The organism is Arthrobacter sp. B2I5 (genome assembly GCF_030816735.1).
GTDB lineage: Bacteria > Actinomycetota > Actinomycetes > Actinomycetales > Micrococcaceae > Arthrobacter.
Genome location: NZ_JAUSYF010000001.1, coordinates 688,230 through 713,658, shown reverse-complemented (window position 1 = coordinate 713,658; position 25,429 = coordinate 688,230). Strand labels below are relative to the sequence as shown.

Annotated in this window: 31 protein-coding genes; 15 read left to right on the top strand and 16 right to left on the bottom strand. The window is 67.5% G+C overall.

The annotated features are described in order from the left end of the window. Positions 1-84: 84 nt before the first annotated feature. From QFZ60_RS03395 to QFZ60_RS03385, 3 genes are all read left to right on the top strand, one after another. The gene (locus QFZ60_RS03395; RefSeq protein ID WP_307088143.1) at positions 85-564 is read left to right on the top strand and encodes a hypothetical protein; all 480 of its coding nucleotides are present in this window, start codon (positions 85-87) and stop codon (positions 562-564) included. Beyond that, positions 561-1,853 (top strand): ArsB/NhaD family transporter, encoded by a 1,293-nt coding sequence (locus QFZ60_RS03390; protein ID WP_235008717.1) that lies wholly within the window; start codon positions 561-563, stop codon positions 1,851-1,853. The genes QFZ60_RS03395 and QFZ60_RS03390 overlap by 4 nt, the downstream gene beginning before the upstream one ends. A gap of 159 nt (positions 1,854-2,012) precedes the next feature. Continuing rightward, positions 2,013-3,227: a GAF domain-containing sensor histidine kinase gene (locus tag QFZ60_RS03385; RefSeq protein ID WP_307088141.1), complete on the top strand. Its 1,215-nt coding sequence runs from the start codon at positions 2,013-2,015 to the stop codon at positions 3,225-3,227. A 9-nt stretch (positions 3,228-3,236) separates the two neighbouring features. Here the strand turns inward: QFZ60_RS03385 and QFZ60_RS03380 are convergent, their stop codons facing one another. Continuing rightward, entirely contained in the window at positions 3,237-4,595 is a 1,359-nt protein-coding gene (locus QFZ60_RS03380; RefSeq protein WP_307088140.1) for a phenylacetate--CoA ligase family protein, read from the bottom strand. A 27-nt stretch (positions 4,596-4,622) separates the two neighbouring features. Beyond that, positions 4,623-5,168 (bottom strand): YceI family protein, encoded by a 546-nt coding sequence (locus QFZ60_RS03375; RefSeq protein WP_307088138.1) that lies wholly within the window; start codon positions 5,166-5,168, stop codon positions 4,623-4,625. Between the two features lie 145 nt (positions 5,169-5,313). Here QFZ60_RS03375 and QFZ60_RS03370 point away from each other — a divergent pair, with 145 nt between their 5' ends. Further along, positions 5,314-5,742, top strand: coding sequence for a hypothetical protein (locus tag QFZ60_RS03370; protein WP_307088136.1), 429 nt, complete (start codon positions 5,314-5,316; stop codon positions 5,740-5,742). A gap of 42 nt (positions 5,743-5,784) precedes the next feature. Further along, entirely contained in the window at positions 5,785-6,528 is a 744-nt protein-coding gene (locus tag QFZ60_RS03365; protein ID WP_307088134.1) for a CDP-alcohol phosphatidyltransferase family protein, read from the top strand. Here the strand turns inward: QFZ60_RS03365 and QFZ60_RS03360 are convergent. From QFZ60_RS03360 to QFZ60_RS03350, 3 genes are read right to left on the bottom strand one after another with little or no spacing between them, the layout of a single operon-like run. Next, positions 6,515-7,342 carry an alpha/beta fold hydrolase gene (locus QFZ60_RS03360; protein WP_307088132.1) on the bottom strand — a complete coding sequence of 276 codons (828 nt, stop codon included), beginning with the start codon at positions 7,340-7,342 and terminating at the stop codon, positions 6,515-6,517. The genes QFZ60_RS03365 and QFZ60_RS03360 overlap by 14 nt on opposite strands. Positions 7,343-7,387: 45 nt before the next feature. Next, on the bottom strand, positions 7,388-8,062 hold the full coding sequence (locus QFZ60_RS03355) for a haloacid dehalogenase type II (RefSeq protein ID WP_307088128.1): 675 nt from the start codon (positions 8,060-8,062) through the stop codon (positions 7,388-7,390). A 40-nt stretch (positions 8,063-8,102) separates the two neighbouring features. Beyond that, positions 8,103-8,711: a flavodoxin family protein gene (locus QFZ60_RS03350; RefSeq protein ID WP_307088126.1), complete on the bottom strand. Its 609-nt coding sequence runs from the start codon at positions 8,709-8,711 to the stop codon at positions 8,103-8,105. A gap of 158 nt (positions 8,712-8,869) precedes the next feature. On the opposite strand from QFZ60_RS03350, the gene QFZ60_RS03345 reads away from it, so the two are divergent. The 3 genes from QFZ60_RS03345 (at position 8,870) to QFZ60_RS03335 (ending at position 10,406) form a co-directional block, all read left to right on the top strand. Continuing rightward, entirely contained in the window at positions 8,870-9,229 is a 360-nt protein-coding gene (locus QFZ60_RS03345; protein ID WP_307088125.1) for a hypothetical protein, read from the top strand. Between the two features lie 53 nt (positions 9,230-9,282). After that, complete coding sequence (locus tag QFZ60_RS03340) at positions 9,283-9,690, top strand: four-helix bundle copper-binding protein (RefSeq protein ID WP_307088123.1); 408 nt, start codon at positions 9,283-9,285, stop codon at positions 9,688-9,690. A 164-nt stretch (positions 9,691-9,854) separates the two neighbouring features. Beyond that, positions 9,855-10,406 carry a DUF305 domain-containing protein gene (locus QFZ60_RS03335; RefSeq protein WP_307088120.1) on the top strand — a complete coding sequence of 184 codons (552 nt, stop codon included), beginning with the start codon at positions 9,855-9,857 and terminating at the stop codon, positions 10,404-10,406. A 66-nt stretch (positions 10,407-10,472) separates the two neighbouring features. Here QFZ60_RS03335 and QFZ60_RS03330 read toward each other — a convergent pair whose 3' ends face one another. Further along, on the bottom strand, positions 10,473-11,054 hold the full coding sequence (locus QFZ60_RS03330) for a TetR/AcrR family transcriptional regulator (RefSeq protein ID WP_307088119.1): 582 nt from the start codon (positions 11,052-11,054) through the stop codon (positions 10,473-10,475). A 96-nt stretch (positions 11,055-11,150) separates the two neighbouring features. On the opposite strand from QFZ60_RS03330, the gene QFZ60_RS03325 reads away from it, so the two are divergent. Beyond that, positions 11,151-12,299 (top strand): MFS transporter, encoded by a 1,149-nt coding sequence (locus tag QFZ60_RS03325; RefSeq protein ID WP_307093190.1) that lies wholly within the window; start codon positions 11,151-11,153, stop codon positions 12,297-12,299. Between the two features lie 29 nt (positions 12,300-12,328). Here the strand turns inward: QFZ60_RS03325 and QFZ60_RS03320 are convergent, their stop codons facing one another. Both QFZ60_RS03320 and QFZ60_RS03315 read right to left on the bottom strand, forming a co-directional pair. After that, positions 12,329-12,748, bottom strand: coding sequence for a DUF302 domain-containing protein (locus tag QFZ60_RS03320; protein ID WP_307088117.1), 420 nt, complete (start codon positions 12,746-12,748; stop codon positions 12,329-12,331). Positions 12,749-12,793: 45 nt separating this feature from the next. Beyond that, positions 12,794-13,051: a metal-sensitive transcriptional regulator gene (locus tag QFZ60_RS03315; RefSeq protein ID WP_306630159.1), complete on the bottom strand. Its 258-nt coding sequence runs from the start codon at positions 13,049-13,051 to the stop codon at positions 12,794-12,796. A 114-nt stretch (positions 13,052-13,165) separates the two neighbouring features. Between QFZ60_RS03315 and QFZ60_RS03310 the strand changes: the two genes are divergently transcribed. From QFZ60_RS03310 to QFZ60_RS03285, 6 genes are all read left to right on the top strand, one after another. Further along, positions 13,166-13,783 (top strand): rhodanese-like domain-containing protein, encoded by a 618-nt coding sequence (locus QFZ60_RS03310; protein ID WP_307088115.1) that lies wholly within the window; start codon positions 13,166-13,168, stop codon positions 13,781-13,783. Beyond that, complete coding sequence (locus QFZ60_RS03305; RefSeq protein WP_307088113.1) at positions 13,780-14,538, top strand: sulfite exporter TauE/SafE family protein; 759 nt, start codon at positions 13,780-13,782, stop codon at positions 14,536-14,538. The genes QFZ60_RS03310 and QFZ60_RS03305 overlap by 4 nt, the downstream gene beginning before the upstream one ends. 22 nt (positions 14,539-14,560) lie before the next feature. Continuing rightward, complete coding sequence (locus QFZ60_RS03300) at positions 14,561-14,902, top strand: rhodanese-like domain-containing protein (RefSeq protein ID WP_307088111.1); 342 nt, start codon at positions 14,561-14,563, stop codon at positions 14,900-14,902. Between the two features lie 47 nt (positions 14,903-14,949). After that, positions 14,950-15,246: a rhodanese-like domain-containing protein gene (locus QFZ60_RS03295; protein ID WP_307088109.1), complete on the top strand. Its 297-nt coding sequence runs from the start codon at positions 14,950-14,952 to the stop codon at positions 15,244-15,246. Between the two features lie 42 nt (positions 15,247-15,288). Then, positions 15,289-15,651 (top strand): thioredoxin, encoded by a 363-nt coding sequence (gene trxA / locus QFZ60_RS03290; RefSeq protein WP_307088107.1) that lies wholly within the window; start codon positions 15,289-15,291, stop codon positions 15,649-15,651. Positions 15,652-15,763: 112 nt separating this feature from the next. Then, positions 15,764-17,164: a rhodanese-like domain-containing protein gene (locus tag QFZ60_RS03285; protein WP_307088105.1), complete on the top strand. Its 1,401-nt coding sequence runs from the start codon at positions 15,764-15,766 to the stop codon at positions 17,162-17,164. Between the two features lie 156 nt (positions 17,165-17,320). Here QFZ60_RS03285 and QFZ60_RS03280 read toward each other — a convergent pair whose 3' ends face one another. From QFZ60_RS03280 to QFZ60_RS03245, 8 genes are read right to left on the bottom strand one after another with little or no spacing between them, the layout of a single operon-like run. Next, the gene (locus tag QFZ60_RS03280; RefSeq protein WP_307088104.1) at positions 17,321-18,307 is read right to left on the bottom strand and encodes an alpha/beta fold hydrolase; all 987 of its coding nucleotides are present in this window, start codon (positions 18,305-18,307) and stop codon (positions 17,321-17,323) included. Beyond that, positions 18,304-18,546, bottom strand: a complete 243-nt coding sequence (locus tag QFZ60_RS03275) for an acyl carrier protein (protein WP_307088102.1) — start codon at positions 18,544-18,546, stop codon at positions 18,304-18,306. The genes QFZ60_RS03280 and QFZ60_RS03275 overlap by 4 nt, the downstream gene beginning before the upstream one ends. 22 nt (positions 18,547-18,568) lie before the next feature. Further along, positions 18,569-20,062, bottom strand: a complete 1,494-nt coding sequence (locus tag QFZ60_RS03270) for a 2-oxo acid dehydrogenase subunit E2 (RefSeq protein WP_307088100.1) — start codon at positions 20,060-20,062, stop codon at positions 18,569-18,571. Then, a complete protein-coding gene (locus tag QFZ60_RS03265) occupies positions 20,055-21,056 on the bottom strand; it encodes an alpha-ketoacid dehydrogenase subunit beta (protein ID WP_307088098.1) in 1,002 nt (333 codons plus the stop codon). The genes QFZ60_RS03270 and QFZ60_RS03265 overlap by 8 nt, the downstream gene beginning before the upstream one ends. Beyond that, positions 21,053-22,108, bottom strand: coding sequence for a pyruvate dehydrogenase (acetyl-transferring) E1 component subunit alpha (pdhA, locus tag QFZ60_RS03260; protein WP_307088096.1), 1,056 nt, complete (start codon positions 22,106-22,108; stop codon positions 21,053-21,055). The genes QFZ60_RS03265 and pdhA overlap by 4 nt, the downstream gene beginning before the upstream one ends. Further along, positions 22,105-23,955: an acetate--CoA ligase gene (gene acsA / locus QFZ60_RS03255; protein WP_307088094.1), complete on the bottom strand. Its 1,851-nt coding sequence runs from the start codon at positions 23,953-23,955 to the stop codon at positions 22,105-22,107. The genes pdhA and acsA overlap by 4 nt, the downstream gene beginning before the upstream one ends. Further along, entirely contained in the window at positions 23,952-25,292 is a 1,341-nt protein-coding gene (locus QFZ60_RS03250; RefSeq protein ID WP_307088091.1) for a phosphoribosyltransferase family protein, read from the bottom strand. Before QFZ60_RS03250 ends, acsA begins: the two co-directional genes overlap by 4 nt. Further along, positions 25,292-25,429: a hypothetical protein gene (locus QFZ60_RS03245; RefSeq protein ID WP_307088089.1), complete on the bottom strand. Its 138-nt coding sequence runs from the start codon at positions 25,427-25,429 to the stop codon at positions 25,292-25,294. The genes QFZ60_RS03250 and QFZ60_RS03245 overlap by 1 nt, the downstream gene beginning before the upstream one ends.

Genomic DNA, 25,429 nt, shown 5'->3' with positions numbered 1-25,429 from the left:
CTGGGCAGGACCGCGTCCCGGTGATTGGATGGGTCTGCATTACCCCCGTTGTCCTTCGAAGTGTTAAGGAGAGCCGTGCGTGCCGTGGACCTGAAAGTTTCCCTGCCCGTTGTCCGCCGGGAAACCACGGCGGCTGAAGCCGGACGGCTGATCGCGGACAGCGGCCTGGTGGGGCTGGTGATCGCGGACCGGCGGGGAGTTCCCACGGCCATCGTCTCCGCCGTCGACGTCCTGCGGCTCATGCTGCCCGGCTACCTGCTGGACGATGTCTCCCTCGCCGCAGTTTTCGACGAAGCCGCGGCCACCGAATTGTGGGACCACATCTCGGAGCGGACCGTGGGCGACATGCTCGACGACGAGGGCGTTGCCGTCCGCAAAATTCTTTCCATCGAGTCCGACGCCACCCTCGTGGAGATCGCGGCGCGGATGGTGGACGCCAGGACCCAGATCGCCCTGCTCCACGATTCACCCCCCGACGCCCCGATGTTCGTGACGCTTCCTGCCGTCATCAGCGCCGTCCTGGCAACAGCCGGCGGCGCCGGGACCGGAGCCGGGGACCAGTGACCATCCAGGTTGGCCTTGCGCTCACGGTCTTCCTGGCGGCCTATGTCCTGATCGCTACCGAAAAGCTGCCGCGGCTGACTACGGCGCTGGGCGGCGCCGCGGCGATGGTCCTGATCGGCGCTACGGACGACCAGGGGATGTTCTTCTCGCCGGAGAGCGGAATCGACTGGAACGTCATCTTCCTCCTGCTGGCCATGATGATCATCGTCGGCATCATCCGGCAAACCGGCCTGTTCGAGTTCCTGGCCATCTGGGCAGCGAAAAAGGCCAGGGGCTACCCCTTCCGGATCATGGTGATCCTGGTGCTGATTACTGCCGTGCTTTCGGCGTTCCTGGACAACGTCACCACCGTCCTGCTCACCGCTCCCGTGACGCTCCTGGTCTGCGAACGCCTGGCGGCGCCCCCTGTGCCGTTCCTGATCGCGGAAGTGATGGCCAGCAACATCGGCGGCGCGTCCACACTCATCGGCGACCCGCCCAACATCATCATCGCCAGCCGTGGAAACCTGACCTTCAACGACTTCATCATCAACCTGGCGCCCATTGTGGCAGTGCTCCTTCTGGTATTCATCGGACTGTGCCGGGTGATGTTCCGCACCGCCTTCCGCTTCCATCCGGAGCGCGCGGCGCGTGTCATGGCGCTGAACGAGAAGGAGGCCCTTGGCGAAAGGCCACTGCTGGTGAAGTGCCTGGTGGTGGTGGGGCTGGTGCTGGCCGGTTTCGTTGCCCGCCCGTTGCTGGGCCTTGCACCGTCCGTGGTGGCCATGCTCGGCGCCGGCCTCCTGGTGCTGCTTGCCCGCCTGGAGCCGAGGAAGGTGTTCGCCGACGTGGAGTGGGAGACCCTTCTGTTCTTCGCCGGCCTCTTCATCATGGTTGGTTCCCTGGTCAACCTGGGGGTGGTCCGCTCAGTGGGCGAGTCCATGGCGGGCCTGATTGGGGAGCAGTACGACGTCGCAGCCCTGGCTTTGCTCGGAGGTTCGGCGGTGCTGTCCGGCATCATCGATAACATCCCCTACGTAGCCACGCTGGCCCCCATCACGCAAAGCCTGGTGGAGGCAGGCGGCGATCCCGCCAGGCCCCTTTGGTGGGCGCTGGCCCTCGGAGCTGACCTGGGCGGCAACGCCACGGCCGTAGGGGCCAGCGCCAATGTGGTGGTCATCGGCATCGCGAAGCGCTACGACCACCCCATTTCGTTCTGGACCTTCACCAAGTACGGGCTGGTGGTCACTGCAGTGACCATCGGGCTTTGCCTGCCTTACCTGTACATCCGCTATTACCTGTTCGGATAACGACGGCCGCAGGGCTAATCACTTCGCTGAAAACCTTCGCGGCATCAACGGTTCTGCGGCGAGGATCTGCCATGATGGTCCGATGTGTGAGCACCCCATTCGGAGCCAGGACATCAACTTGGCTGGCAGCAGTTTCCCGGCGCGTTCAGGTCTACTGCGGTGACGGTGAAAGAGCTGGCCAGGGACGCCGTCCTGGCCAGGACCGGACTCCCCACACCCGGGCCGGGTGTGGACATCACCGTCCCGATTCCCTCCCAGCGCCTGCAGAATCTGGTGGAACTGGCCAGGACCCTGTGCGGGCAGCCGGTCACCGCGATCAACATCATCACGGAGAACCTGCAGTACCAGGTGGCGACGGCGGGAATGGAACCGTATCTGTGCTCCCGGGAAGATTCAATGTGCGCCGTGGGCTTCCTCAATGGGACCCCCACTGTCCTGGAGGATGCCTCGCTTGATCCCCGCTACAGCAACAACCCCTATGTTGACGGCCGCAGGGGCGAGGTCAGGTTTTACGCCTCCATCCCCCTGGTGGCCGAGGACGGCTTTGTCCTGGGCACGCTTTGTGCGGGCGCGCGGGAAACCGGGCAGCTGAGTGACCGGCAGCTCAAGGGCCTGGAAATCCTCGCCGCCGAAATCGTCGAGGCCCTGCAGCTTGAGCACCGAGCCCGCCAGCTTGCCGATGCGCTGGCCGAGGCCCAACGCAGCAACACGCTGCTGGCAGAGTTCGCCGGCCGGATCAGCCATGACCTCCGTAACCCGCTCACCTCCGTCCTGGGCTACGTTGAACTGGCCCGGGATGACGCCGAAGCGCTGGAGGACCGCCAAATCGCGGAGTACCTGGACGTGGTGGCCAATTCCGGCCAGCGCATGCTGTCCATGGTCAGTGATGTCCTGTCCTACGCGACCATCGGCGGGGACGTCCGGCCAACCTGCCTTTCCCTGCAGGACCTGGTCCGGGACGTGGTGCAGGACCTTGCGGCCAGCATCGAAGAGTACGGCGCCTCGATTGAATGCGGCGACCTGGCCTTCACGGCAGATCCCGTCCAGATGCGCGTGCTGCTGCAGAACCTGGTCCACAACGCCATCACCTACAGCCGGCCGGGCATTCCTCCCGTCATCCACGTCACCGGCCACCGGGCCGATGACGGAACAACGCTCCGGGTGATCGACAACGGCAAAGGCATCAGCGAAGGGGACCGGAAACGCGTCCTGGATCCCCTAGTCCGCCTGCACCGGGAGGACGATCCGCCGGGCACGGGGCTGGGCCTGGCCACCGCTGCCCGGATCGCCGCCGCGAGCGGAGGACGGCTTGAAATCGGACCCGTCCCCGGGGACGGAACCATGGTCACCATCCACCTGGGCGCCAACAGCTGACGGAATGCTTCAGGACTCCTTCAGGGCGCGGACCAAGGGCGCTTTTCCGAGGGCCGTCCGTTCAAGCCGTTCCACCACCTTTACCTCCAAAGAGGTATTCACCGCACCGGCGGTGACGAGGGCGTCGGCTACTGCCGCCCGGACTCCCTCCACGGACTGCCCGGATGTGAGTCCCGCCAGCAGAATCCGCAGCCCGGAGGGTTCCTGGACCACCTGCCAGCCTGCAATGGCGGCCTGGTCCAGGACACGGTGGAAAACGTTTGGGTGCACGTGGGCAGTGCCTGTCCTGCCGGGCAGCTGCAGGACGTCCTCGATGCGCCCCTCGATCCCCTCCAGAATGGTGAAGCTTCGCCCGCAGGGGCAACCCCGTCCGCCCAGCCTTACGGTGTCGGACATCTCATACCTGATCAGCGGCAGGGTGCGCGAGAACAGGACGGTGACCAGGAGCCTCGCCCCGGTGGTCCCGGCGGGGACCGGGTTGCCTGCCTGGTTCACGGGCTCGACGATGACCAGGTCCTCGTAAATGTGCCGGTTCCGGTAGGTGCAGGGGGATGCGATTCCGGCCGTTTCGGTGGCGGCGTAGACGTCGAACGGGGCACGACCCCACGCGGCTTCCAGTTCCGATGCGGCGTGGGGGCTGAGCACTTCGGAAGCTGACATGACCCCCTGCGGCGCAATGTGCAGCCGCCCGGCCTGCTGCTCTGCGGCAAGGGGTTTGAGTGCTGAGGCGTAACCGACGAGGATCCTGGGTTGGAACCGGTTCAGCGCGGCCACGTTCTCATCCATGGGAGCGGTGACGTCCAGGCGGAGGGTGCGGATCATCCTGGAGCGCACGGATGCACCGAGGACCGCTGACTGGTGGGTGGGCACGCGCGAGCTGACCAGGGCCACTTTCAGCGGGCGGGTCAGGCCGGCAGAGATCCCGGCCCAGTCATTCGCGCGGGCGTAGGAAGCCAGCACCGAAGCCCATTCCGCACGGTTCCAGACGAAGATTCCGCGGCGGCCGGTGGTCCCGGCCGTCGCCGCAGCCCACCACCGGCCCCGCCACGGCCGGCCGGGGTCCCCGCCGCTCCCGGCCAGGGACCGCAGATGCTCCTCCAGTTCCGCCAGCGTCAGGTCCGGGGTGGTGATGGCCTCGTCGAAGTGCTCCATCAGGTCGGCTTTGGTCACAGGCGGCAGCTGATCCAGCGGAGCGTCATGCAGGCCCGCGTGGTGCCGGCGGTAGAACTCCGAGCCGGCGTAGGCGGCCCTGCGCAGCTCCTTCAGGGCATGGTCCTGATGGGCTGCGATCCGGGCAGCGTCCCAGCGGTCCCGCTTCCGCAACGCGGCCCGCAGGAACAGCACATGGGAGACGAGGCGGAGGTCCACGGGTGCACCGCCTGACGGAAACGCCTGTCAGCCCTGCTTGACCAGCGCTGCCTCCAGGGTGATCTTCACCTTGTCGCTGACCAGCACACCGCCGGCTTCCAGGGCCGCGTTCCACGTCAGCCCGAATTCCTTGCGGCTGATTTCAGCTTCGGCGGAGAAGCCGGCCCGGGTGGCGCCGAAGGGGTCCACGGCCACACCGGTAAACTCCACCTCGAGCTCCACGGGACGGGTGACGCCCTTGATGGTCAGGTCCCCCGTCAGGGTGTACTCCTCCCCGTCCCCTTCAATGTGGGTGCCCCGGAACGTCATCTCCGGATACTGCTCGACGTCGAAGAAATCCGCACCCTTCACGTGCGCGTCGCGGTTGGCGTCGCCGGAGTCGAAGCTGGCCGTGGACACCGTGGCGTGGACCGAGGACTCCTCCAGGGAATGACCCACCCGGGCCTCGGCGCTGGCCTGCGTAAAGCGGCCGCGCACCTTGCTGATTCCGGCATGGCGGACGCTGAAGCCGATCTCGCTGTGTGACATGTCCAGGGTCCATGTTCCGGGCGTGAGTTCCTTGGGAAGGGTCATTGTCATTCTCCTTACTCGTAGGGCCGCAGGCTTCGCCGCCCGCTAAAGGCGCAAGATTACGGATGCCCCTAAATATTCCCCATAAAACCCGCAGATATAAGGGGGCCGGGTGAACCGGGAGGGAACTTCCGGCGTATACATAAGCGTGGCACTACGATTACTGACCGCACTGGCACTCTTCATCGATGCCGGCGTCCATCTCTTCCTGGCCCCGGGCCACCAGGACGCGCAGCCGGGCACCGTCAGCCAGGGCACCCTGTTCCTCCTCGAAGCGGCCGCAGCCGTGGTGGCCGGGGTCTGGGTGCTGGTGCGCGGAAGCCGCGCGGCTTATGCACTCGCGTTCGCTGTGGCACTCAGCGCGTTCGCCGCCGTCGTGCTCTACAGGTATGTGGACATCCCGGCGATCGGACCGATCCCGGCGATGTACGACCCCGTCTGGTTCTTCTCCAAGACCCTGAGCGCCGTTGCCGAGGGAGCCGGGGCGCTGCTGGCGCTCGCCGGCCTGGTCCGCGCCGGCCGCAGGGGAAGGTCCGACGCCGGCAGTAAATTCCCGGCCCGGCGTCGCCGGCCGTGACCATCACCGCAGCCGTTGCTACCATGCGGGTGGAGGTGGCAAATGAGCGCAGCTGAGCGGGCGATGCCGGACGCCGCAGCCACCCTTGCCGCCTACGTCCTGGCGGCCCTGTGGCTGTCGTCCCTGTCCGCCTCCGGACTCGTTCCCCAACTGGCAGGCTTGTGCGCCGGCGCCCTGGTGACCGCGGCCGCCGTCGGCTCTGTCATGCGGCGCATCCCGCGCTTCTGCACTCCGGCAGACCGCGTCACCCTGCTGCGCGCTGTCCTGGTGGCGCTCTGCGCCGTGGTGGCCGTTCCGCAGCTGGTTACCGGGCGCGGCCCGGACCTCCTGCTGCCGGTCCTGGGCGGCATTGCCTTCCTGCTGGACGGGGTGGACGGAGCGGTGGCGCGGCGGACGGGAACAGCGTCCACGGCGGGCGCACGTTTCGATGCCGCCACCGACGCCGCCCTGGTGCTCGTGTTGTCGGTTGCAGCCGCCGTGGTGGCGGGACCCTGGACGGTGGCGGTCGGGGGCATGTACTACGTCTTCGTGGCAGCCGGGTTCTTCCGGCCCCACCTTCGCGCTGCGCTCCCGCCCAGCTTTTCCCGCAAGGCAATCGGGGCCTTCCAGCCGCTGGCGCTGCTGGTGTCACTTCTCCCCGGCATGCCGCTGGCCGCCGCCTTCCCGGCCGTAGCGCTTGCCCTGCTCACGTTTTCCTTCACACGGGATGTGGTCCAGTTGGAGGCCCGGCACCGTTCGGGCCTGCTGGACGCCGGTCTGGCCCGGACCGGACCTACCGCCCGTTAGCCAGGTGGTCCAGCATGGCATCGGCCACGGCATCCGGTGAATCCTCGGTGGGGATGTGCTTGCCGTCCACCTCCACCAGGTCCGCGTTGGGGATCTCTTTCACGTAGCGGCGGGCGAACTCAATCTTTTGGAAGTCGTCGTCACGGCCCCAGACCAGGCGCGTGGGAATGGCGGCCTCCTTGAGGGCCGGCACCAGGTCCAGGGTGTAGCGGGCATCCGCGGCCGCTGCCATGGCCATCCAGGACCGCGCCCGCGCCGGAGACTGCCAGGGAGACAGGTAATCCTCCAGCTCGTCCTCGGTGAAGGTCCGCAGCGCGCAGGCCCGGGTGGACTTGCGGCGCGCGGCGAGGAGATCCTCCTCCGTGGTGTTCCGGCGGACCTCGGGGTCCCGGAAGCGTTCGACGGCGGGCACCGGCCAGGAGTCGAACATGACGGCGTTCATCAGCACCATTTTCCGGATTCGTCCGCTGGTGGCGGCAAGCTGCTGCGCCACACCGCCGCCGATGTCATGCGCGGCAATGTCGAACCGGGCGACGCCCAGGGCGTCCGCGGCCTGAAGCACTGTCTGCGCGAGGGCCGGGACGGTGGCGTGCTCAACGTCCAGTTCTCCCCCGCTGCGGCCGAACCCCGGAAAGTCCAGGGCGTAGCAGCGGCTTTGGGTGGCCAGTGTCGGCAGGACGGGCTGCCACACGCGGCTCCAGAAGGTGCCGTGCAGCAGGATCAGGGGCGGGGCTGATTCGTCTCCGGCGGTGAGGCAGGACAGCGGAACGCCGCCCACGTCAACGGTGCGGCGCTCGACGGGGGGTGCTGCCATGGGTGGTCTCCGTTTCCGATGGGCTGTGCGCTGTCAGTGGTGTGCCTACGCGGCGAGCACCGCGGGAAGTTCCGTCAGCGCGCTGATAGTGATGTCCGGGGCCTGGAAGTACGACGGGTAGCGGGCGCCGGTCCGGTTCAGCCAGGCCGTCCGGAGCCCGGCCCTGGCTGCCCCGTGGATGTCCCAAGGGTGCACGGCGACCAGCAGCATGTTTGACGGCTCCGCGTGGGCCGAAGCTGCAGCGTACTCATAGGCGGCCCGGGCCGGCTTCCAGGCCCGGGCATCGTCCACGGACAGGAGCAGCTCGAAGTGGTCCCTGATGCCGCCGGCAACAAACAGTTTGTTGGTGTTGGCCGCCGCCCCGTTGGTAAGGGTGACCAGCCGGTGCCCGGCGGCGGCCAGGGCACGCACGCCGGCCGGGACATCCGGGTGGAGTGAAAGGTTCTGCATGGCCGTCATGATCCGTTCGACGGCGGCGTCCAGGTCCCCTGAGATTCCTTCGGCTGCCAGCAGGGTGCGGAGGGCTTCGGCGCCGATGGCCGCGAAGGCTTCGTTGTCGCCGCTCGCGGTGAGGGCGAAGCCGTCCCGCAGCAGGGTGGCGAACCAGAGTTTTGCCAGCTCCCGGGGCGCCCCGGTCTGCGCGAATGCTTCGCCCAGCGGGGCCATGTCCGACAGGGTTTCGTTGACGTCGAAAACAATGACCAGCGGTGGGTTGGGCATGGGATTCCCTTCCTGCTTCCGGATGCGGACCTGGTGTGCGCTACTTGGCGGGGTACTGGCTGGAGCGCAGCAGCCGGGCCAGGTGCACGGCGTTGCGGGCCAGCCCGGCATTGGTGGAGGCCACCGGATCCGGCACCTGGTCAAGGTCCTTGAAGTCCACGGTCTGCATGGCCTCGCCCACCCAGTAGGTGCCGCCCTGCGCGGGCAGGCTGAATCCGACGTCGTTAAGGCCCTGCATCATGTCGGCGATCACCTTGTGTGCCCCGTCCTCGTTGCCCACGACGGCAACCGTGGCCACTTTCCCGTACATGACTGGCCGGCCGTCGTCGTCCGTTTCCGACAAATCGGCGTCCAGTCGCTCCATGACCTGCTGGGCCACGCTGCAGGGGTGGCCCATCCAGATGGGTGTGGAGAGGACCAGGATGTCTGCCGCCAGGATCCTCTCGCGGATCCCGGGCCACTGGTCGCCATTGCCCATGTCCACCTGCACGCCGCGCTTCACGTCATAGTCGACGATGCGCAAGGAATCCGTGGTGACGTCCTGGCCTTCAAGCTCGTCCAGGATGTGCTGGGCCATGAGCTCACTGCTGGAGGGCTTCGGGGAAGGCGTCAGGGTGCAAACGAGGGCAAGAGCGGACAGTTCGGACATCGGCGGAAGCTCCCTTGATTTTCTCGACGAAAATAGTCAGTCTACTTAGTAGTAGATCACAAAGGGTGCTGGCTGCACTATTGAAACTGTCATCACAGGTGCTGCGCAGAGAGGAGACGGCGACGAGGCCGGGGACGATCCACGGAACTGCAGTTCGCGTGCCTGCAGCACCGCGGACCGTTTTGACGTGGCTTCTCATGGCTGTCCTGCTGGTGGCCGCAGCCTCCTACTCGCAGGGCAGCAGGTACACCCTGGTGGCAGGGCAGGACTCGGTCCAGGCCCCAGCCCAGACCGCAGCAGCCGCCCATCCACAGGATGATTCGCAGCAGCATCATGCCTGCTGCCAGCGCTACCCGGCGTCACGCAGCGAACCGGCGCCGCTGAGGACAGCGGTGCCGGACCCGCCGGCCGTGACGCTCTCCGCGGGTACGCATGCCGTCCTTGCCAACGGGCCTCCGCACACCCAACCCAGGCGCCAGGCCCTCACACTGGATCAACTCTCCATCAGCCGGACGTAGACGGGACGCTGTTCCCCGCCCACACCCGTGACGACCGGAAATGAGAGAACATAATGACCCACATCCAGTCCATGCTGGACACGTACCCCAAGGACCTTGGCAACCTGGACAAGGGCAAGCTCGCCGAGTGCATCAAGGCCTGCTTCGAATGCGCCCAGACCTGCACAGCCTGCGCTGACGCCTGTCTCAGTGAAGACATGGTGGCCGAGCTGACCAAGTGCATCCGCACCAATCTGGACTGCGCGGATATCTGCGCAACAACCGGCAACATCCTGTCCCGCCACACGGGGTACGACGCCAACATCACCAGGGCCATGCTCGAGGCCTGCCGGGCCGCGTGCATGGCCTGCGGTGACGAATGCAGTGAGCACTCTTCCATGCACGAACACTGCCGCGTCTGTGCCGAGTCCTGCCGCCGCTGTGAGCAGGCGTGCGCGGACCTGCTCGCCTCCCTCGGCTGAGGCATCGCGGCACCAATTGGAAACCGCTGGAACGTCCCAACGCGGGGCCCGCTGACAGAGGGGCTCCGCGGTGGGGTTTCGGCATGTGCTGCAGCCATACTGCCCGAACGGTACTGCCGGGCAGCCGGCAAAGGCTGTTCCTAAGTCATTGAAAGGAAATTCCCATGAGTTCAGAAAAGTATCCGCCCCGGGAGAATCACCAGGATCAACGCCAGCATGAAACCCAGGACGGGACCGGGCAGCAGCGGGCCGGGGCGAACGGCGGGCACGGGTCATCCCGGATGTACTGGAAATTTGCCATCATCGTGCTGGTCAGCCTCGCCCTGATGTGGGTGCTGTCCATGTCGATGGTCCGCTCGATCGACCACTTCTATTTCAACCTCAGCAACTTCTGGATGGCCTTGCTGATGGTGTCGGCCATGGCCATGGTCATGATCGTGGGCATGTGGTCGATGTTCAAGAACCGGAAGGCGAATATCGCCATGCTTGCCGGCTTTGCGGTGCTGTTCGTGGCGGTCTTCGCCCTGGGAAGGACGGAGACGTTCGTGGGAAATGAGCAGTTCCTGAAGTCCATGGTCCCGCATCACTCACGCGCGCTCCTTGTCTGCCAGGAGTCGGATATCACCGACCCGGAAATCGTCAAGCTCTGCGATTCGATCGTGAAGTCCCAGCAGGAGGAGATTACCCAGATGAAGGCCATTCTCGACCGCTACTAGCCGGCTGGCGGCACTCATCTTGTAGCCCAGCCCAAACCGCCGCGGTTTGCCCTGTCCTGGCAGGCGTCAATTGCGGCTGTGCGCCTGAGCTGCCGAGCGGGCGAGTCGGCGGCCGACGTCAATTGGTGAATGGGGGTAGCCGCGCAGGAAAGCAGTCAGGGTTCCGGTGTAGGCCAGGAGTACCTCGTCAGCCAGGTCTTGAGCCTGCGGGCCGGCGAGGGGGCGCGAGAAATGCAGGAGGCGGGTGGCGAGCAGGGCGGTATCCGCGGCGAGGACGGCGCTGATCTCTTCTGCGGCTGCGGGAAGCTCGGTGGCGGCAGCAAGAAAGGCGCACCAGCGTGAAGGGTGGTTCTGGTCGCGCCGGTAGGAGGCAAGGGCGTCAAACACTGCCAATAACCGCGCCATATCGTTATCGGCCGCAACGATGTGCTGGTCCCAGACTCCCTGCCAGTCCGCCAGCCTGACCCTTAAGGCTTCAGCGACCAGTGCGTCCTTGCTGCCGAAATGCGCGTAAAGCGTGGCGGCAGATACCTCCGCCTGCTGCAGCAGCGCATCGACGGGAGTGGCTCGGATGCCCTGGTCGAACAGAACTTGATCGGCCGCCTTAAGCAGGCGTGCGCGTGCTGGAAGTCGCTGGCCGGTGGTCACAACCCCACTGTAACTGCCCCTATTGCAGAACACTAGTTCTGCTGTACTGTAACGATCGTTCTGGTCTTGGTCTTTGAGGAGGATCCCGTGCGCGCGATGGTGGCCAGCGGAATGGCATTGATAGCGGCGACCTATGGGCTGGCGCGCTTCGGTTACGGGCTTTTCCTGCCCCGGTTCAGCGAGACCTTTCAGATGGGATCGGCCACTGCAGGGTTCATCCAGGCCGGTAGCTTCCTCTCTTTCTGTCTGGCGGCAGTTCTCGCTTTGCGCCTTGCTGCCCGTCCAAGGCTCGTCGTCATGTGCGCGGGAATTACGGCTGCCCTGGGATCGACGGGTGTGGCGGTGGCGCCGAATGTCGACGTCCTCGGAATGAGTGTTGTCCTGGCCGGCGCCGGCGCAGGGTTCGCAACCCCGGGCCTGGTCACGTTCATCGAGCGCAACATCGCCCCGGCACGCCAGGAAAGCGCGCAGACGATTGTTAATGCCGGCACCGGGGCGGGCATCGTCGTCGCGGGCATCCTCATGCTCCTCACAACTGACCAATGGCGCCTGGGCTGGGTGGCAATCGCTGCCCTCGTCGCCATGGCAGCCATTGCCACCCTCCGTGCTGACCGGGCCGCCGGCCGGGACCGCGCGGTTGGCCCGCCATCACAGGTGCGGGCCCGCGAGCTGGCGCCACTGGCCTGGCCCATCGCCGCGGCAGTCCTGGCCGGCGCGTCCAGTGCCGCGATCTGGACTTTCGGCCGGACCGTCATGGCCGTTTCCCGTCCGGGTGAGGAGACATACTCCATCCTTGCGTGGATGGTCCTGGGCGCCTTTGGGGTACTCGGTGCAACAGCCGGAAAAATCGTTAAAGCCTGGAGTCTGCGGACGGCCTGGAATCTGACCTCATTGGCCATGGCAGGGGCAACCGTCGTGCTGGGCGTGGCACCAGGCAGCCCCTTCACCGCGTATACCTCCGTGGCGCTGTTCGCCGCCAGCTACACCGCCCTGTGCGGGGTTCTGATCATCTGGGCCGTCCGATTGGTTCCCGACCGCGCCGCCGAAGGCACTGCCGCACTGTTCATTGCCCTCGCTATTGGTCAGGCGCTTGGCTCGGCAACACTTGGAGTCCTGTTTGCCTACGTCTCACCCGTCCTGGCCTTCACCGTGGCCGGGATCCTCGGAATCCTCGCAGTACTGCCGGCAGCGAAATGCCGGCCTGACACGTCCTCCCGCAGCGCACAACGACAGCGCACCCCATGAGATTCAAGGGGTCCTGTACGCGAACGGCTCTATAGCCTGGTAGTTCCGCCCAGGTCGGCCAGGGCCTTCCGAAGCCGCGTGCCGGCGTCGTCCGCCACCTCTTTGACCGCGGCAGCGCTGCTGAGCTGCACCATAGCCTGCGGGTCGATGGCCTCGACGGTGGTCTCGTTGGCATCCGCCTTCCGGCGCACCACCACGTTGCAGGGAAGCAGCGCGCCCATTTCCGGTTCAGCGGCGAGGGCCCGGCTGGCAAGGGCCGGGTTGCAGGCACCGAGGATGATGTAATCCCCGACGGCGTCCGCGGCTTCAGGGCCAAGCTTGGCTTCGAAGGTGGAACGGACATTGATTTCCGTCAGGATCCCGAACCCCTGCGCCGCAAGGACCTCGCGCGTGCGGTCCACGGCCGCCGCCCAGGGCAGGGAGACGGTGGTGGCCAACGTGTACGTCATGGTGCTCCTCAAAGTTGCTCGATGGTCCGCTGTTTGCGCGGCTGATCAGGCGAGGGAGAGGAAAAGCTTCTCCAGGTCTTTCCGATCCATGCTTTGGTCCTTCTGGGTGATGCACTGCTCCAGCCCGGTGGCAATGATGGCAAAGCCGGCACGGTCAAGCGCCTTGGACACGGCCGCCAACTGGGTGACGACATCCTTGCAGTCGCGGCCCTCCTCAAGCATGCGGGTGACGGCGGCGAGTTGGCCCTGTGCTCGCTTGAGGCGGTTGATCACGGGCGTGAGTTCGGTTGGGTTCAGTTCCATAAGGGGTCTCCATCGATGGGGTTTCTGCAGTCAACTGTATACCCCCTTTGACTACCCCCGGGGGTATCTGTAATACTCTGGGGTATCCAGCCGCCCCCTTCCGAGAGGCCACCAATGACTCCCCCTTCCAAAGCACCCGCGGTCACCGCACTCGCCCCTGAAGCTCTCCAGTCCTGGATCAAAGAGCACCAGGACCTTGTGGTAATCGATGTGCGGTCCGCCGCTGAATTCGAATCCATGCACATCCGCGGCTCCTACAACGTGCCGCTTCCGCTGCTCTCCGAGCACACTGACGAGCTCGCCGCCCGGCTGGGCTCACGCGTTGTCCTGGTATGCCAGTCCGGCGTGCGCGCCGAGCAGGCCCGCCAGCGGATGGCCACCGTTGGCCTGGACACCGCATACGTGCTCACCGGCGGGGTTCCGGGCTTTGCTGCCGCCGGCGGCGACGTGGTCAAGGGCAAGGACCGCTGGGACCTGGAGCGCCAGGTCCGCCTGGCCGCGGGCTCCCTGGTGATGCTGGGCCTGGTAGGCGGCAAGTTCGTCTCGCCCAAGGTCCGCATGCTGGCCGGCGCCATCGGCACCGGGCTGACATTCTCGGCGGCCACCAACACCTGCGCCATGGGCAAGGCCCTCTCGGCCATGCCGTGGAACAAGGCGGCCCAGGAGCCCACCCGCGAAAGCGCCATCCTGCAGCTCCCTGTGCAGACGGCTGAAGAGGGCGCCGCGGCATGATTCCAGCCCTGGGTCTGGGGCTCGTCGTCGGCATCGTCCTGGGCGTGGTAGGCGGCGGCGGGTCCATCATCGCCGTTCCGGCCCTGGTGTACGGGGTAGGCATGAGTCCCGCCCAGGCCATTCCCACGTCGCTGCTGGTGGTGGGGATATCCTCCCTGGCCGCCCTACTCCCCCGGGTCCGGGAGGGCCTGAACTGGCCCGTGATCGCAATGGTGGGGGGCGCGGGCATTCCAGCGGCCTGGGCGGGTGCGGCGGTGGGAAAACTGCTGGACCCGAACATCCTGATGCTCGCCTTCGCCGTGATCATGGTGGCCGCCGGCATCCGGATGCTCATGAAGACCCGAGAAACTGAGGGGTCCTGCAGCACGGGGCCACACCGGGCGTTCCGGTCCTGCGCCCCGAAGGCCGTGGGCGTTGGCCTGCTCGTCGGGTTCCTCACCGGGCTCCTGGGCGTGGGCGGCGGCTTCCTCATCACCCCCGCGCTGACCATCTTCCTGGGCCTGCGCATGAAACAGGCCGTCGGAACGTCCCTGGCCATCATCGTCATCAACTCCGCAGCAGGCTTCAGCGCCCATGCCGCGGGATACACCATCGACTGGGCCACCACCCTGGCGTTCGCGGTCCCGGCCATCGTGGGATCGGTGGTTGCCGCACGGTTTGCCCGCCACCTGCACGACAAGCACATCCGCATCTCGTTCGCGGTACTCATCTTCGCCGTCGCGGCGTGGGTCACCGCCGGCACGGTCACCGCCTGACCCACCCATAGAGGAGAAAACCATGGGACTGATCGATTCCCTTAAGAAGGCCTTCAGCAAGCCCTACAAGACCATCTCCGTGGCGCAGGCCAAGGACCTCTTGGGTTCCGGAGCAACGCTCATCGACGTCAGGTCAGCCCAGGAGTGGCGGACCGGCCGGGCGCCGCAGGCCAAACATGTCCCCCTGGACAGGCTGCAGGGCAGCACCGCCGGCATCCAAGAAACCCGGCCCGTGATCGCCGTCTGCGCCTCCGGCGTCCGCTCCGCCTCGGCGGCCCGGCTCCTCGCAGCCAAGGGATACGACGCCTACTCGGTGCGCGGCGGCATGGCCGCCTGGCGCCAGGCCGGCGAACCAGTCCGCTGACCCAACTCCACCCCACCAGCCACAACCCATTTCGAAGGAGAACTCAAATGGCTGAAATCACCATCACCGAAACCGACCGGCGCCGCTCCACCGCCCGGATCCTGGATGTCCGCGAGGACTTCGAGGTCGCCGAGGGCATGATCCCCGGCGCCCTGCACATCCCCATGGGCCAGCTGCAGGCCCGCCTGTCCGAACTGGACCCGGCCGTGCCCGTGATCGCCGTCTGCCGCAGCGGCAACCGCAGCGCCGCCGTCGCGGACGCCCTGAACGGCGTTGGCTACAAGGCCGACACCATGGCCGGCGGCATGACCGCCTGGACCCGCGCGGGCCTCCCCACCACCTAATCCCTGCCGCACCAAGACCCGCCCGAAAGGACACGACAGACCATGGCAACCATCGACATCACCCAGCAATCCTTCGCCCAGACCCTGGAGGCCAACGACATCGTCTTCGTTGACTTCTGGGCAGCGTGGTGCGGCCCCTGCCGCATGTTCGCACCCACCTACGGCGCCGCCGCAGAACGGCACCCGGACATCACATTCGCCAAAGTGGACACCGAAGCCGAACAGGCCCTCGCCGCCGCCGCAAACATCACGTCCATCCCCACATTGATGGCCTTCAAAGACAAGACGCTGGTCTTCTCCCAGCCCGGAGCCCTCAACGCCGCCGGACTCGAGGAGGTCATCCAGGCCGTCAAGAACCTGGACATGGACAAACTCCGCGCCGAAGCCGGTCACCAGCACACCTGACCCCCGGGGTCCGAAGAAGGCGCATCCCCCTCATTGCGTTATACCCCCGGGGGTATCTATACTGGACTCAGGACAAACCTCCCACCCCCTTTCAATCGAAGGAGAGCACCAGATGCTTATCGATCGCATATACGACGAAGACCTCGCGCAGGCCAGCTACCTGATCGGCTGCCAGGCCAAGGGTGAAGCCATCGTGGTGGACGGCCGCCGCGACATCACGGTGTACCAGGACCTTGCAGCCAAGAACGGCATGAAGATCACTGCCGTCACCGAGACCCACATCCACGCCGACTACCTCTCCGGCACCCGCGAACTGGCCGCCGCCACCGGCGCCAAGATCTACGTCTCCGGTGAGGGCGGGCCGGACTGGCAGTACGAATTCGACGGCGAGCGGCTGTACGACGGCGACACCATCACCCTGGGCAACATCAGCATCAAGGCGGTCCACACCCCCGGCCACACCCCGGAGCACCTGTCCTTCCTGGTAACCGACGGCGCCTTCAGCGACCAGCCCGGCTACCTGCTCTCCGGAGACTTCGTCTTCTCCGGTGACCTGGGCCGGCCCGACCTGCTGGACGAAGCAGCCGGCGGCGTCGACACCCGTTTCGTGGGCGCCAAGCAGCTGTTCGCCAGCCTGCGGGACAAGTTCCTCACCCTGCCGGACTACGTCCAGGTCCACCCCGCCCACGGCGCTGGCAGCGCCTGCGGCAAGGCACTGGGCGCCATCCCCTCCTCCACCGTCGGCTACGAACGCCTCTACGCCTGGTGGGGCCCCTACCTCGCCGCCAATGACGAACAGGGCTTCATCGATGAACTCCTCGACGGCCAGCCGGACGCGCACGCCTACTTCGGCCGGATGAAGCGCGAAAACCGCCTTGGCCCGGACGTGATGGGCGAGCGTGAACCGCTGCAGGAACTGGACGCCGCCGTCGTGGCTGAGGGGCTGGCAGAAGACAGCCTGACCTTCATCGACACCCGCTCCAACAGCGCAGTCCACGAAGGCACCGTGGTCCGGTCCCTGAACGTTCCGGCCGGCAAGTCCGTGGCCAGCTACGGCGCCTGGGTGGTCAACCCGGAGACGGACAAGAACCCGCTGGTGCTGCTGGCCAAGGACCAGGAACAGGCGCAGGACATGTGGGACCATCTGGTCCGCGTGGGCATCGACAACGTGGCCGGGTACATCACAGGCATCGAGGGGCTGCCCACCTTCACGCCGAAGCTGATCCAGCCCGAGGACCTCGAGAAGTTCGACGCCGCCATGGTCCTGGACGTCCGCAACAAGACCGAGCACAAGGCAGGCCACGTCCCGGGCTCGTACCAGCTCAGCGGCGGCCGCCTCATGTGGCACCTGGATGAGCTGCCGGTTGGCGGAACCATCGTGTCCTACTGCCAGTCCGGCGTCCGGAACTCCGTCGCCGCCAGCGCCCTGCGCCGGGCCGGGTACGACGTCGTCGAACTCGATGGCAGCTACGCCGCCTGGAACGCCTGGCAGAACAGCGTCCCCGCCGCCTAACCAGGCCAACCCCAAGACCGCCCGGGCAGGACCCCCCTCCTGCCCGGGCTCCCGGCCCGGGCGTGACCCCACACGCCCGGGCCACCTTGGGTCCACCGAAAGAAGCACGGATTGCCGCCCATGGCCTGCGGCTCCGGTACCTCCGCTGGAGCGAAGCTAGCCCACAGGGGCAACGAACCGCCGGATCTCCTGCGCCATCCGCTGTGCCAGCGTCCAGTGCAGATAGTGCCCGCCTTCAAGCACCAGAACCTGGTGGCGGGCGACGTTCTTTAGCAGGGCCTCCGCTGCGGATGACTTGGCACCAGCCCGCCCATCCTTTTCATCGGCAACGAAAGCCAGGACCGGCAGGTCATCCGGATAGATGACGCCCCGGAGCGCCGCTGCGTTGTTGGCGATGCGGGCTGTTTCATCGTCCACTGCGGAATTGCCGAAGTTCCAGATCGCCATGGTGCGCATCTGCTGCAGCTCCTCGTCCGAATAGGCGTTGCCGTCCGGCTCCACCAGGCCAGGCGCCATGGTCGCCACCGCGCGGATCAAGCCGCTGGCGGCCACCAGCTTCCCCCAGTTGATGCCGGGCTGCGGCTCCGGCACCGGCTCGCTCCCGGGCTTGGGTATGGTCGCGTCGATGCCCACCACCGCAGAAACCTCCGGGCGGTACCGGTTGGCGTAGTCCAACAGGTAGAACCCGGCGATGGAGTGGCCGGCCAGGACGTACGGCTGCCGGACCTGGAGTTTGGCCAGCACCTCGTGAAGCTCATTGCTGATGTGCTCGTTGGTCCGCGCATTGGCCTCCATGTCGCTGTAGCCATAGCCGAACCCTTCCACCACGATCACGTCGAAGTCGCCGAGTTCGCGGATCAACGGTGCGAAGTCCAGTCCGGGGGCGGCCGTTCCCAGCCCACTGAGCAGGATGATCGGCGGGCGCTGGCCTGCGCTGGGCGCCCCCGCGCCGTTCCCGTTCCGCACCAAGTTCAACGATCCCCCGTTCACCGCAATCCGCTCTCCATAGGCGGGGGTGGTGGCTTTCTCCCGGGACTCCAGGGCCACGTTCGCCACCGCCGAGATCAGGACCAGCCCCACGATAACCAGCGCCACGATCCCCAGGCGGCGGGGCCAGCGCCGGAGCTTCTTCCGGGGGCTCACGCGTGCCCGGCGACGTACGTGACCAGTCCGCCCACGGTGGCCACGGCCGGATAGTCCGCCTCCGGGATATCCACTCCCGTGCCCTCCGCGATGACCTCCACCAGGCGGAGGAAATCCAGCGAGTCGAGTTCCAGGTCCTGGCGCAGGCGAGCGCCGTCTTCCAGGTCTTCGGGCTCGACGTCGGGCGCCACCTTGCCGATTGCCGCCTCCACCGCCTGGCGCGCGTCCTGTTCGTTCACGGCTCCTCCTCACTTGCAGGTTTCACAGGCTTTCCGGCGCCTGCAGCAGTTCGTCGATGCGTGCAAGGAAGCGTCCTCCGCGCAGCCCGTCGCTCACCCGGTGGTCCGCGGACAGCGTGGCGATGGCGGCGTGCCGGATGCCGAGCATCCCGTTGTGCGCCCACGGCTGCTCCAGCACCTTGCCGAAGCCCACCATGGCCACCTGCGGCGGGTAGATCACCCCGTACACGCTTTCCACCCCCAGGTCCCCAAGGTTGGTCACCGTGAGGGTGGGGTCAGCCATCTCGGCGCGCTGCAGCCGGCCCGCCCTGGCGCGGCTGACCAGGTCACGCAGCTGGTCCATGAGCTGGTCCAGGCTGAGCGTGTCGGCGTCGTGCAGGGCCGGCGCCACCAGGCCGCCGTGCCGCAGGGCCACCGCCACGCCCAGGTGCACACTGCTGCTGGGCTGGAACGCACCTTTGGTGAAGAAGCCGTTCATGTCCGGCACCTCCTTCGCCGCAATCGCGGTCGCCTTCAGCAGCAGGGCGGACGGAACCAGGCGCGATGACACGGGCCGCTGCTGGTTTGCTACCTGCATCCATGCCATCGCGGCCGCCAGGTCCAGCGTGGTGGACAGGTAATAGTGTGGAATCTCCTTCTTGGAGCGGGACATCAGCGCGCCGATCGCCTGCCGCAGGCTCTCCGCCTTGCCGCCGGCCGCCGTCGGCTGCTTCCGCCCGGACGCCTCCGCCATGGGTTCGGGCCGGGCTTCCGGCTGTGGGGTTTCCGACGGCGGTGCTTCCGCCGGCTTTTCCGCGCCGGGTTCCTTGGGTGACCGTTCCTTGGGTGCCCGTCCCCGGGGCGGCACCGCGGAGAGCACGTCATCCTCCGTCACCGCACCTCCCGGGCCTGTCCCCGTGACCTCATGGAGATCCACGCCGAGTTCTGCGGCCAGCCGCCGGGCCAGCGGGGACGACCGCACGCGGTGGGTTTCAGCCGCCGGCGCAGCGGGCGCTTCGGCCACCACTTCTAAAGCGGACGGTGCTTTGGTGACGGACGCTGCCGCGGCGCGTTCGACGTCGGCCCTCACCACCTCACCGCCGGGCCCGCTGCCGCTGATGCGTCCGACGTCGACCCCCAGCGTGTGCGCAAGGTGCCGCACCGGCGGCGGGACCTTTGCGCCGTGTTCCGCCGGCCCGGACCCGGCGCTGCGGTGAGCGGGCGTTGGTTCTTCGGCTGTCAAAGGTGAGCGGGCGTTGGGGGAAATGGTGCCAGAGGTGAGCGGGGGTGGGAGCTCGGCGGGGGTGGCGGTGATCCGGGCGATGGGGGTGCCCACGTCCACGGTGTCGCCGATGTCCACCAGGAACTCGGCCACCACGCCTTCCTGGAACGACTCGATGTCCATGACGGTCTTGTCCGTGTCCACGGCCGCCACCAGGTCGCCCTTGTGGATGTAGTCCCCGGGCTTGACCAGCCACTCCACCACCTTGCCGTGCTCCATGTCCGCGCCGAGGGACGGCATCCGGAGTTCAGGCATTGGCCCCCACGGCCCTTCGCGCCGCTGCCACCACCCGCTTCACGGACGGCAGCGCTGCCTCCTCCAGGTGCTTGGCGTAGGGGACGGGCACCTCAAGGCTGCAGACGCGTTCCACGGGGGCGTCGAGGTCGAAGAAGGCCTGCTCACAGATCCTGGCCGAGATCTCGGCGGAGATGCTGCCGCTGCGCCAGCCCTCGTCCACCACCACCGCGCGGTGCGTCCTGGCCACACTGTCCACGACGGTGTGCGCATCCAGCGGGCGGAGGGTGCGGAGGTCGATGACGTCGGCGTCAATGCCCTCCCCGGCCAGCTGCTCGGCGGCGTCCAGCACCATGGGCAGGGTGCCGCCGTAGGTGATGAGCGTCAGGGTGTCCCCGCTGTCCCCGTGGCCGTCCGCCCGGCGCAGGACCGCTGCCTTGTCGATGTCCACCGCCCCGGCGTCGTCGTCAAGTTCCCCTGCCATGTTGTACAGCGAGCCGTGTTCGAAAATCAGCACCGGGTCGGGGTCCTGGAGGGCGGTCCACAGCATGCCGCGGGCATCAGCCAGCGTGGCCGGCGCCAGGATCCGCAGCCCGGGAATGTGCGCGTACCAGCCCTCCAGGCTGTGCGAGTGCTGGGCGCCCAGCTGCCGTCCGGCGCCGGTGGTCATCCGGATGACGATGGGCACGTTGAACTGGCCGCCGGACATGTGCAGCAGGGTGGCGGCGTTGTTGATGATCTGGTCCAGCGCCAGCAGGCTGAAGTTGACGGTCATGATTTCGACGACGGGACGCATCCCGCCCAGCGCAGCCCCGATCCCGGCGCCCACGAACCCGGACTCCGACAGCGGGGTGTCACGGATCCGCTCCGGCCCGAACTCCTCCAGCAGTCCCAGGCTGACCGCAAAGCTTCCGCCGTACCGGCCCACGTCCTCGCCCATGAGGAACACCCGTTCGTCGCGCTGCATGGCGTCGCGGAGGCCCGCGCGCATGGCTTCCCGGTAGGTGGTTTTCATCGTGCCGCCCCGCCTTTCCCTGCCTGGCCGCCGCCGGTGGCCGCGGTGCCTGTACTGCTGTCATCGGTCCGGTCGCTATAGACGAACCGGGTGAGTTCGGACACCGGTTCCGGCGTCCCGTTCTCGGCGAATCCCACCGCCGTGCTGATCTCCGCGTCCACGTCCGCCGTGAGCGCAGCCCAGGTCTCCTCCGGCAGCTGCCCCGCCGCCTGCATGGTCCCCCGCAGCAGGCTGATGGGGTCCCGTTCCATCCACCGGGACACCTCGGATTTCTCCCGGTACAGCTCAGGGTCAAACATGGAATGGGCTCGGAACCGGTAGGTGCGCAGCTCCAGGAAGTGCGGGCCGCCGCCGGACCGGACGGCGTCCACCGCGCGCCGGGCGGCTTCCTCAACAGCGAGCACGTCCATGCCGTCCACGGCCCAGGCGGAAATCTCATACCCGGCGGCCTTGAGGGCGATGTCCGTCTGTGATTCGGAGCGGCCCAGCGCGGTTCCCATGGCGTACAGATTGTTTTCGCAGCAGAACAGCACGGGCAGCTGCCACAGTGCTGCCAGGTTCATGCTTTCGTGGAACTCGCCTTCGGCCACGGCCCCTTCGCCGAAGAAGCAGACGGTCACCCGCTGGCGTCCGGCCATCCGGTCCGCGAGCGCCAGGCCGACGGCGAGCGGCAGCCCGCCTGCCACGATGGCGTTTCCGCCGTAGAAGCGGGTGGCGGCGTCGAAGAGGTGCATGGAACCGCCGCGGCCGCGGCAGCAGCCCTCGGCGTGCCCGTACATTTCGGCGAGGATGGCTCCTGCCGAGACGCCGCGCAGGAGGGCATGGCCGTGTTCACGGTACGTGGCCACCACCGCGTCCTCCGGCGAAAGGGTTTCCATAATCCCGGCCGCCACGGCTTCCTCGCCGATGTACACGTGCAGGAAGCCGCGGATCTTGGCGGCGCTGTACAGCTCGATGCATTTTTCCTCGAGCCGGCGCACCCGCAGCATCTGCCGCAGGAGGTGCAGGGCGTGCTCCTGGTCGGGGACCGTCTGGCCCCTGAGGGTGCTCATGGCCGGTCCGTCAGTGTCACGGCGGGTCCTGCCGGGGATTCCAGTGTTGAGGTGTCGCCTTCGGGCAGCCCCAGTTCCCGCGATTTCAGGAGCCGCCGCAGGATCTTGCCGCTGCGCGTCTTGGGCAGGGTGGTGGTGAAGTCCAGCAGCCGGGGCGCCACGGCGGCGCCCAGCCGTTTCCGCGCGAACCCGATGATGTCCAGTTGCAGCTGCTCCGTGGGCTCGTTCCCGGGCTTGAGTTCCACGAACGCCTTGACCACTTCACCGGCCACGGGGTCCGGCACCCCGATCACGCCGGCTTCGGCCACCGCCGGGTGCTCCATGAGGCAGCTCTCCACTTCGAAGGGGCCGATCAGGTGGCCGGAGGACTTGATTACGTCGTCGCCGCGGCCCACGAACCAGAAGTAGCCGTCGCCGTCGCGCTTTGCCAGGTCCCCGGTGAGGTACCAGCCGCCGGCGAAGCAGCGCCGGTAGCGCTTCTCCTCGTTGAGGTAGCCGCGGAACATGGACGGCCAGCCCGGGCGCAGCGCCAGCTCCCCCATGGTGTCCGGCCCGGTGACCAGGACCGCCTGGCCGTCCTTGATGACGGGTTTGCCGTCGGCGTCGCGGGCCACCAGGGCCGCCTCGATGCCGGGCAACGGCCGGCCCATGGAGCCGGGGCGGATGTCCATGGCGGGATAGTTGGCGATCATGATGCCGCCGGTCTCGGTCTGCCACCAGTTGTCGTGCACCGGCAGGCCCAGGACGTCCTGGCCCCACACCACGGCCTCCGGATTCAGTGGCTCCCCCACGCTGGCGATGAAGCGCAGCGCTGAGAGGTCATGTCCGGCGGCTCTTTCCGCACCGGCCTTCATCAACATCCGCAGCGCGGTGGGGGCGGTGTACCAGACCGTGACGCGCTGCTCCGCGAGGATCCGGTACCACCGGTCCGCGTCCAGTTCCTCCTCATCCACAATGGCGGTGACCCCGTGCACCAGCGGCGCGATGATGCCGTAGGACATACCGGTCACCCATCCGGGGTCGGCGGTGCACCAGTAGATGTCGTCAGGGTGCAGGTCCAGGGCGAAGCGGCCCGTGGCGTAGTGGGCGGTGACGGCGTCCTGGACGTGGATGGCGCCCTTGGGCGTGCCCGTGGTGCCGCTGGTGAAGTGCAGCAGCGCCATGTCCCCGGGTTGGGTACCGGCAATCTCCCCGGTGGGATCCGCCTGGGCCAGGAGCTCTGCCAAGTCAAGGGTTTCCGGTTCCGGGCTGCCGTCCGCGTCCACCAGCAGGATGTGGCGGAGTCCGGGAAGGGAGTCCCGTACGGGCGCCACCTTTTTGCGGTAAAGGGCCCTGGTGGTCACCAGCACCCGGCCGTCGCCGAGGTGCAGCCGCTGCCGTACCGGTTCGGGGCCGAAGGCGGAGAAGAGCGGGCAAAAGACACTGCCGTTCCGGAAGGTGCCCAGCACGGCGGCATACAGTTCCGGGCTGCGGCCCAGGAGTGAGAAGACCCGCTCGCCGCGGCCCACCCCAAGGCCCTTGAGCATGCCCGCGAACCTGCCGGACCGCTCCGCAAGGCCGGCATAGCTCAGGGACCTTGTGCCGCCGTCGGCCCGGACGAAGCGCAGGGCTTCCTTGCCGCCGCGTCCTTCCGCCACGTGGCAGTCCACCGCCTCATAGGCGATGTTCAATCCCCGGCCGCCGGGCAGCCCTGCCAGCGCCTGCCGCGCCTGGTCCCAGGTGAAGCCGCGCCGGGCGGCGTCGTAATCGAGCATGTTGGGCCGGACCGGGAAGGCGGCCACGTCCTTGCTGATGGCCGGCCAGTGCGTGGATCCTTCCACCCGGGCGCCGGTGTTTGCCGTGTTCATCCCCTGGCCTCCGGCCTGGACCGTCCCACCGGGGACGGCAGGAGGTACTGCCGGAACCAGTCCGCAGCCAGGCTCGCTGCCATGGCCAGGGTGCCTGGTTCCTCGAAGAGGTGGGTGGCCCCGGGGATGATCTCGAGCCTGGTGGGGGCCTGCATGGCCGCCATGGCCTGGCGGTTCAGGGCCAGCACCTGGTCGTCGGCGCCGCCGACAATCAAGAGGGTGGGGGCTTTCACGGCCGCGAGCCGCGGCCCGGCCAGGTCCGGCCGGCCACCGCGGGAGACGACCGCGGCCACCTCGGCGCCGGGCTCGGCTGCGGCCCACAGCGCGGCCCCGGCCCCGGTACTGGCACCGAAGTAGCCGATCCGGCCGGCGGAACCGTCATGCCGCGCTTCGAGCCAGTGGGTTGCGGAGGAAAGCCGCTGCGCCAACAGGCCGATGTCGAACACGTTGGCCCGGCTGACCTCTTCTTCGGGCGTGAGCAGGTCGAGGAGCAGCGTGCCCAGGCCCGCAGCGTGCAGGACGGAGGCCACGAAGCGGTTGCGGGGGCTGTGGCGGCTGCTGCCGCTGCCGTGCGCGAAAAGGACGGTGCCGTCACACCTGGCCGGCAGGTAGAGGCTGCCGCGCAGGACAACACCGCCCGCCGGGATGTCGACGTCGTCCGCCAGACTGCCGTGCACGCGTTCCCCGCCGCTGTGGTGCGGAGCCGGTGCAGCCGCATCAAGCAGCTGCACCACCTCGCCATCGTCCGTGGGCGAGAAGTCGTGGTAGTAGTAGCCCACGGCTTTGAAGTCCTGGGGCGAGAGCAGGCACACGACGTCGTCCGGTTCCTTGAGTTCAATGATGGCGCGTGCGGGGGCCACAGGAACGGCAAGGACCACCTTCGCCGCACCGAGCTGCCGGGCCACCTGGCAGGCAACCTTTGCGGTGGAGCCGGTGGCGATGCCGTCGTCCACGATCACCACGGTGCGCCCGGTGAGGTCAAGCCGGCGGCGTCCCTGGCGGAACCGTTCCACCCTGCTTTCCAGCAGTGCCCGCTCCTGCTGTTCCACCTGTTCCAGGTCCTCCTGGGAAACCCGGGCCATGGAGATGGTGCGCGGATCCAGGACCCGGACGCCGCCCTCCCCGATGGCTCCCATGGCCACCTCGGGCTGGAACGGGACGCCTAGTTTCCGTACCACGATCACGTCAAGTGGCGCCTCGAGGGCCTTGGCCACCTCGAATGCCACGGGGACGCCGCCGCGGGGCAGGCCCAGCACCACCACGTCCCGGCCACGCAGGCCGGCGAGCCGCTTGCCCAGCCGCCGCCCGGCGTCGGACCTGTCATGAAAGGCAGCCATCACCGCCACCCGCCGGCGGTGGACCGGCCAGGCGGGAGTTCCGCCATGGCCTCCAGCGCTGCACGTGAGGCCGGACGGACGGCAACTTCAACAAGCACGGTTCCGTACCCTGCTTCATGGCGCAGCACCTCGGTCAT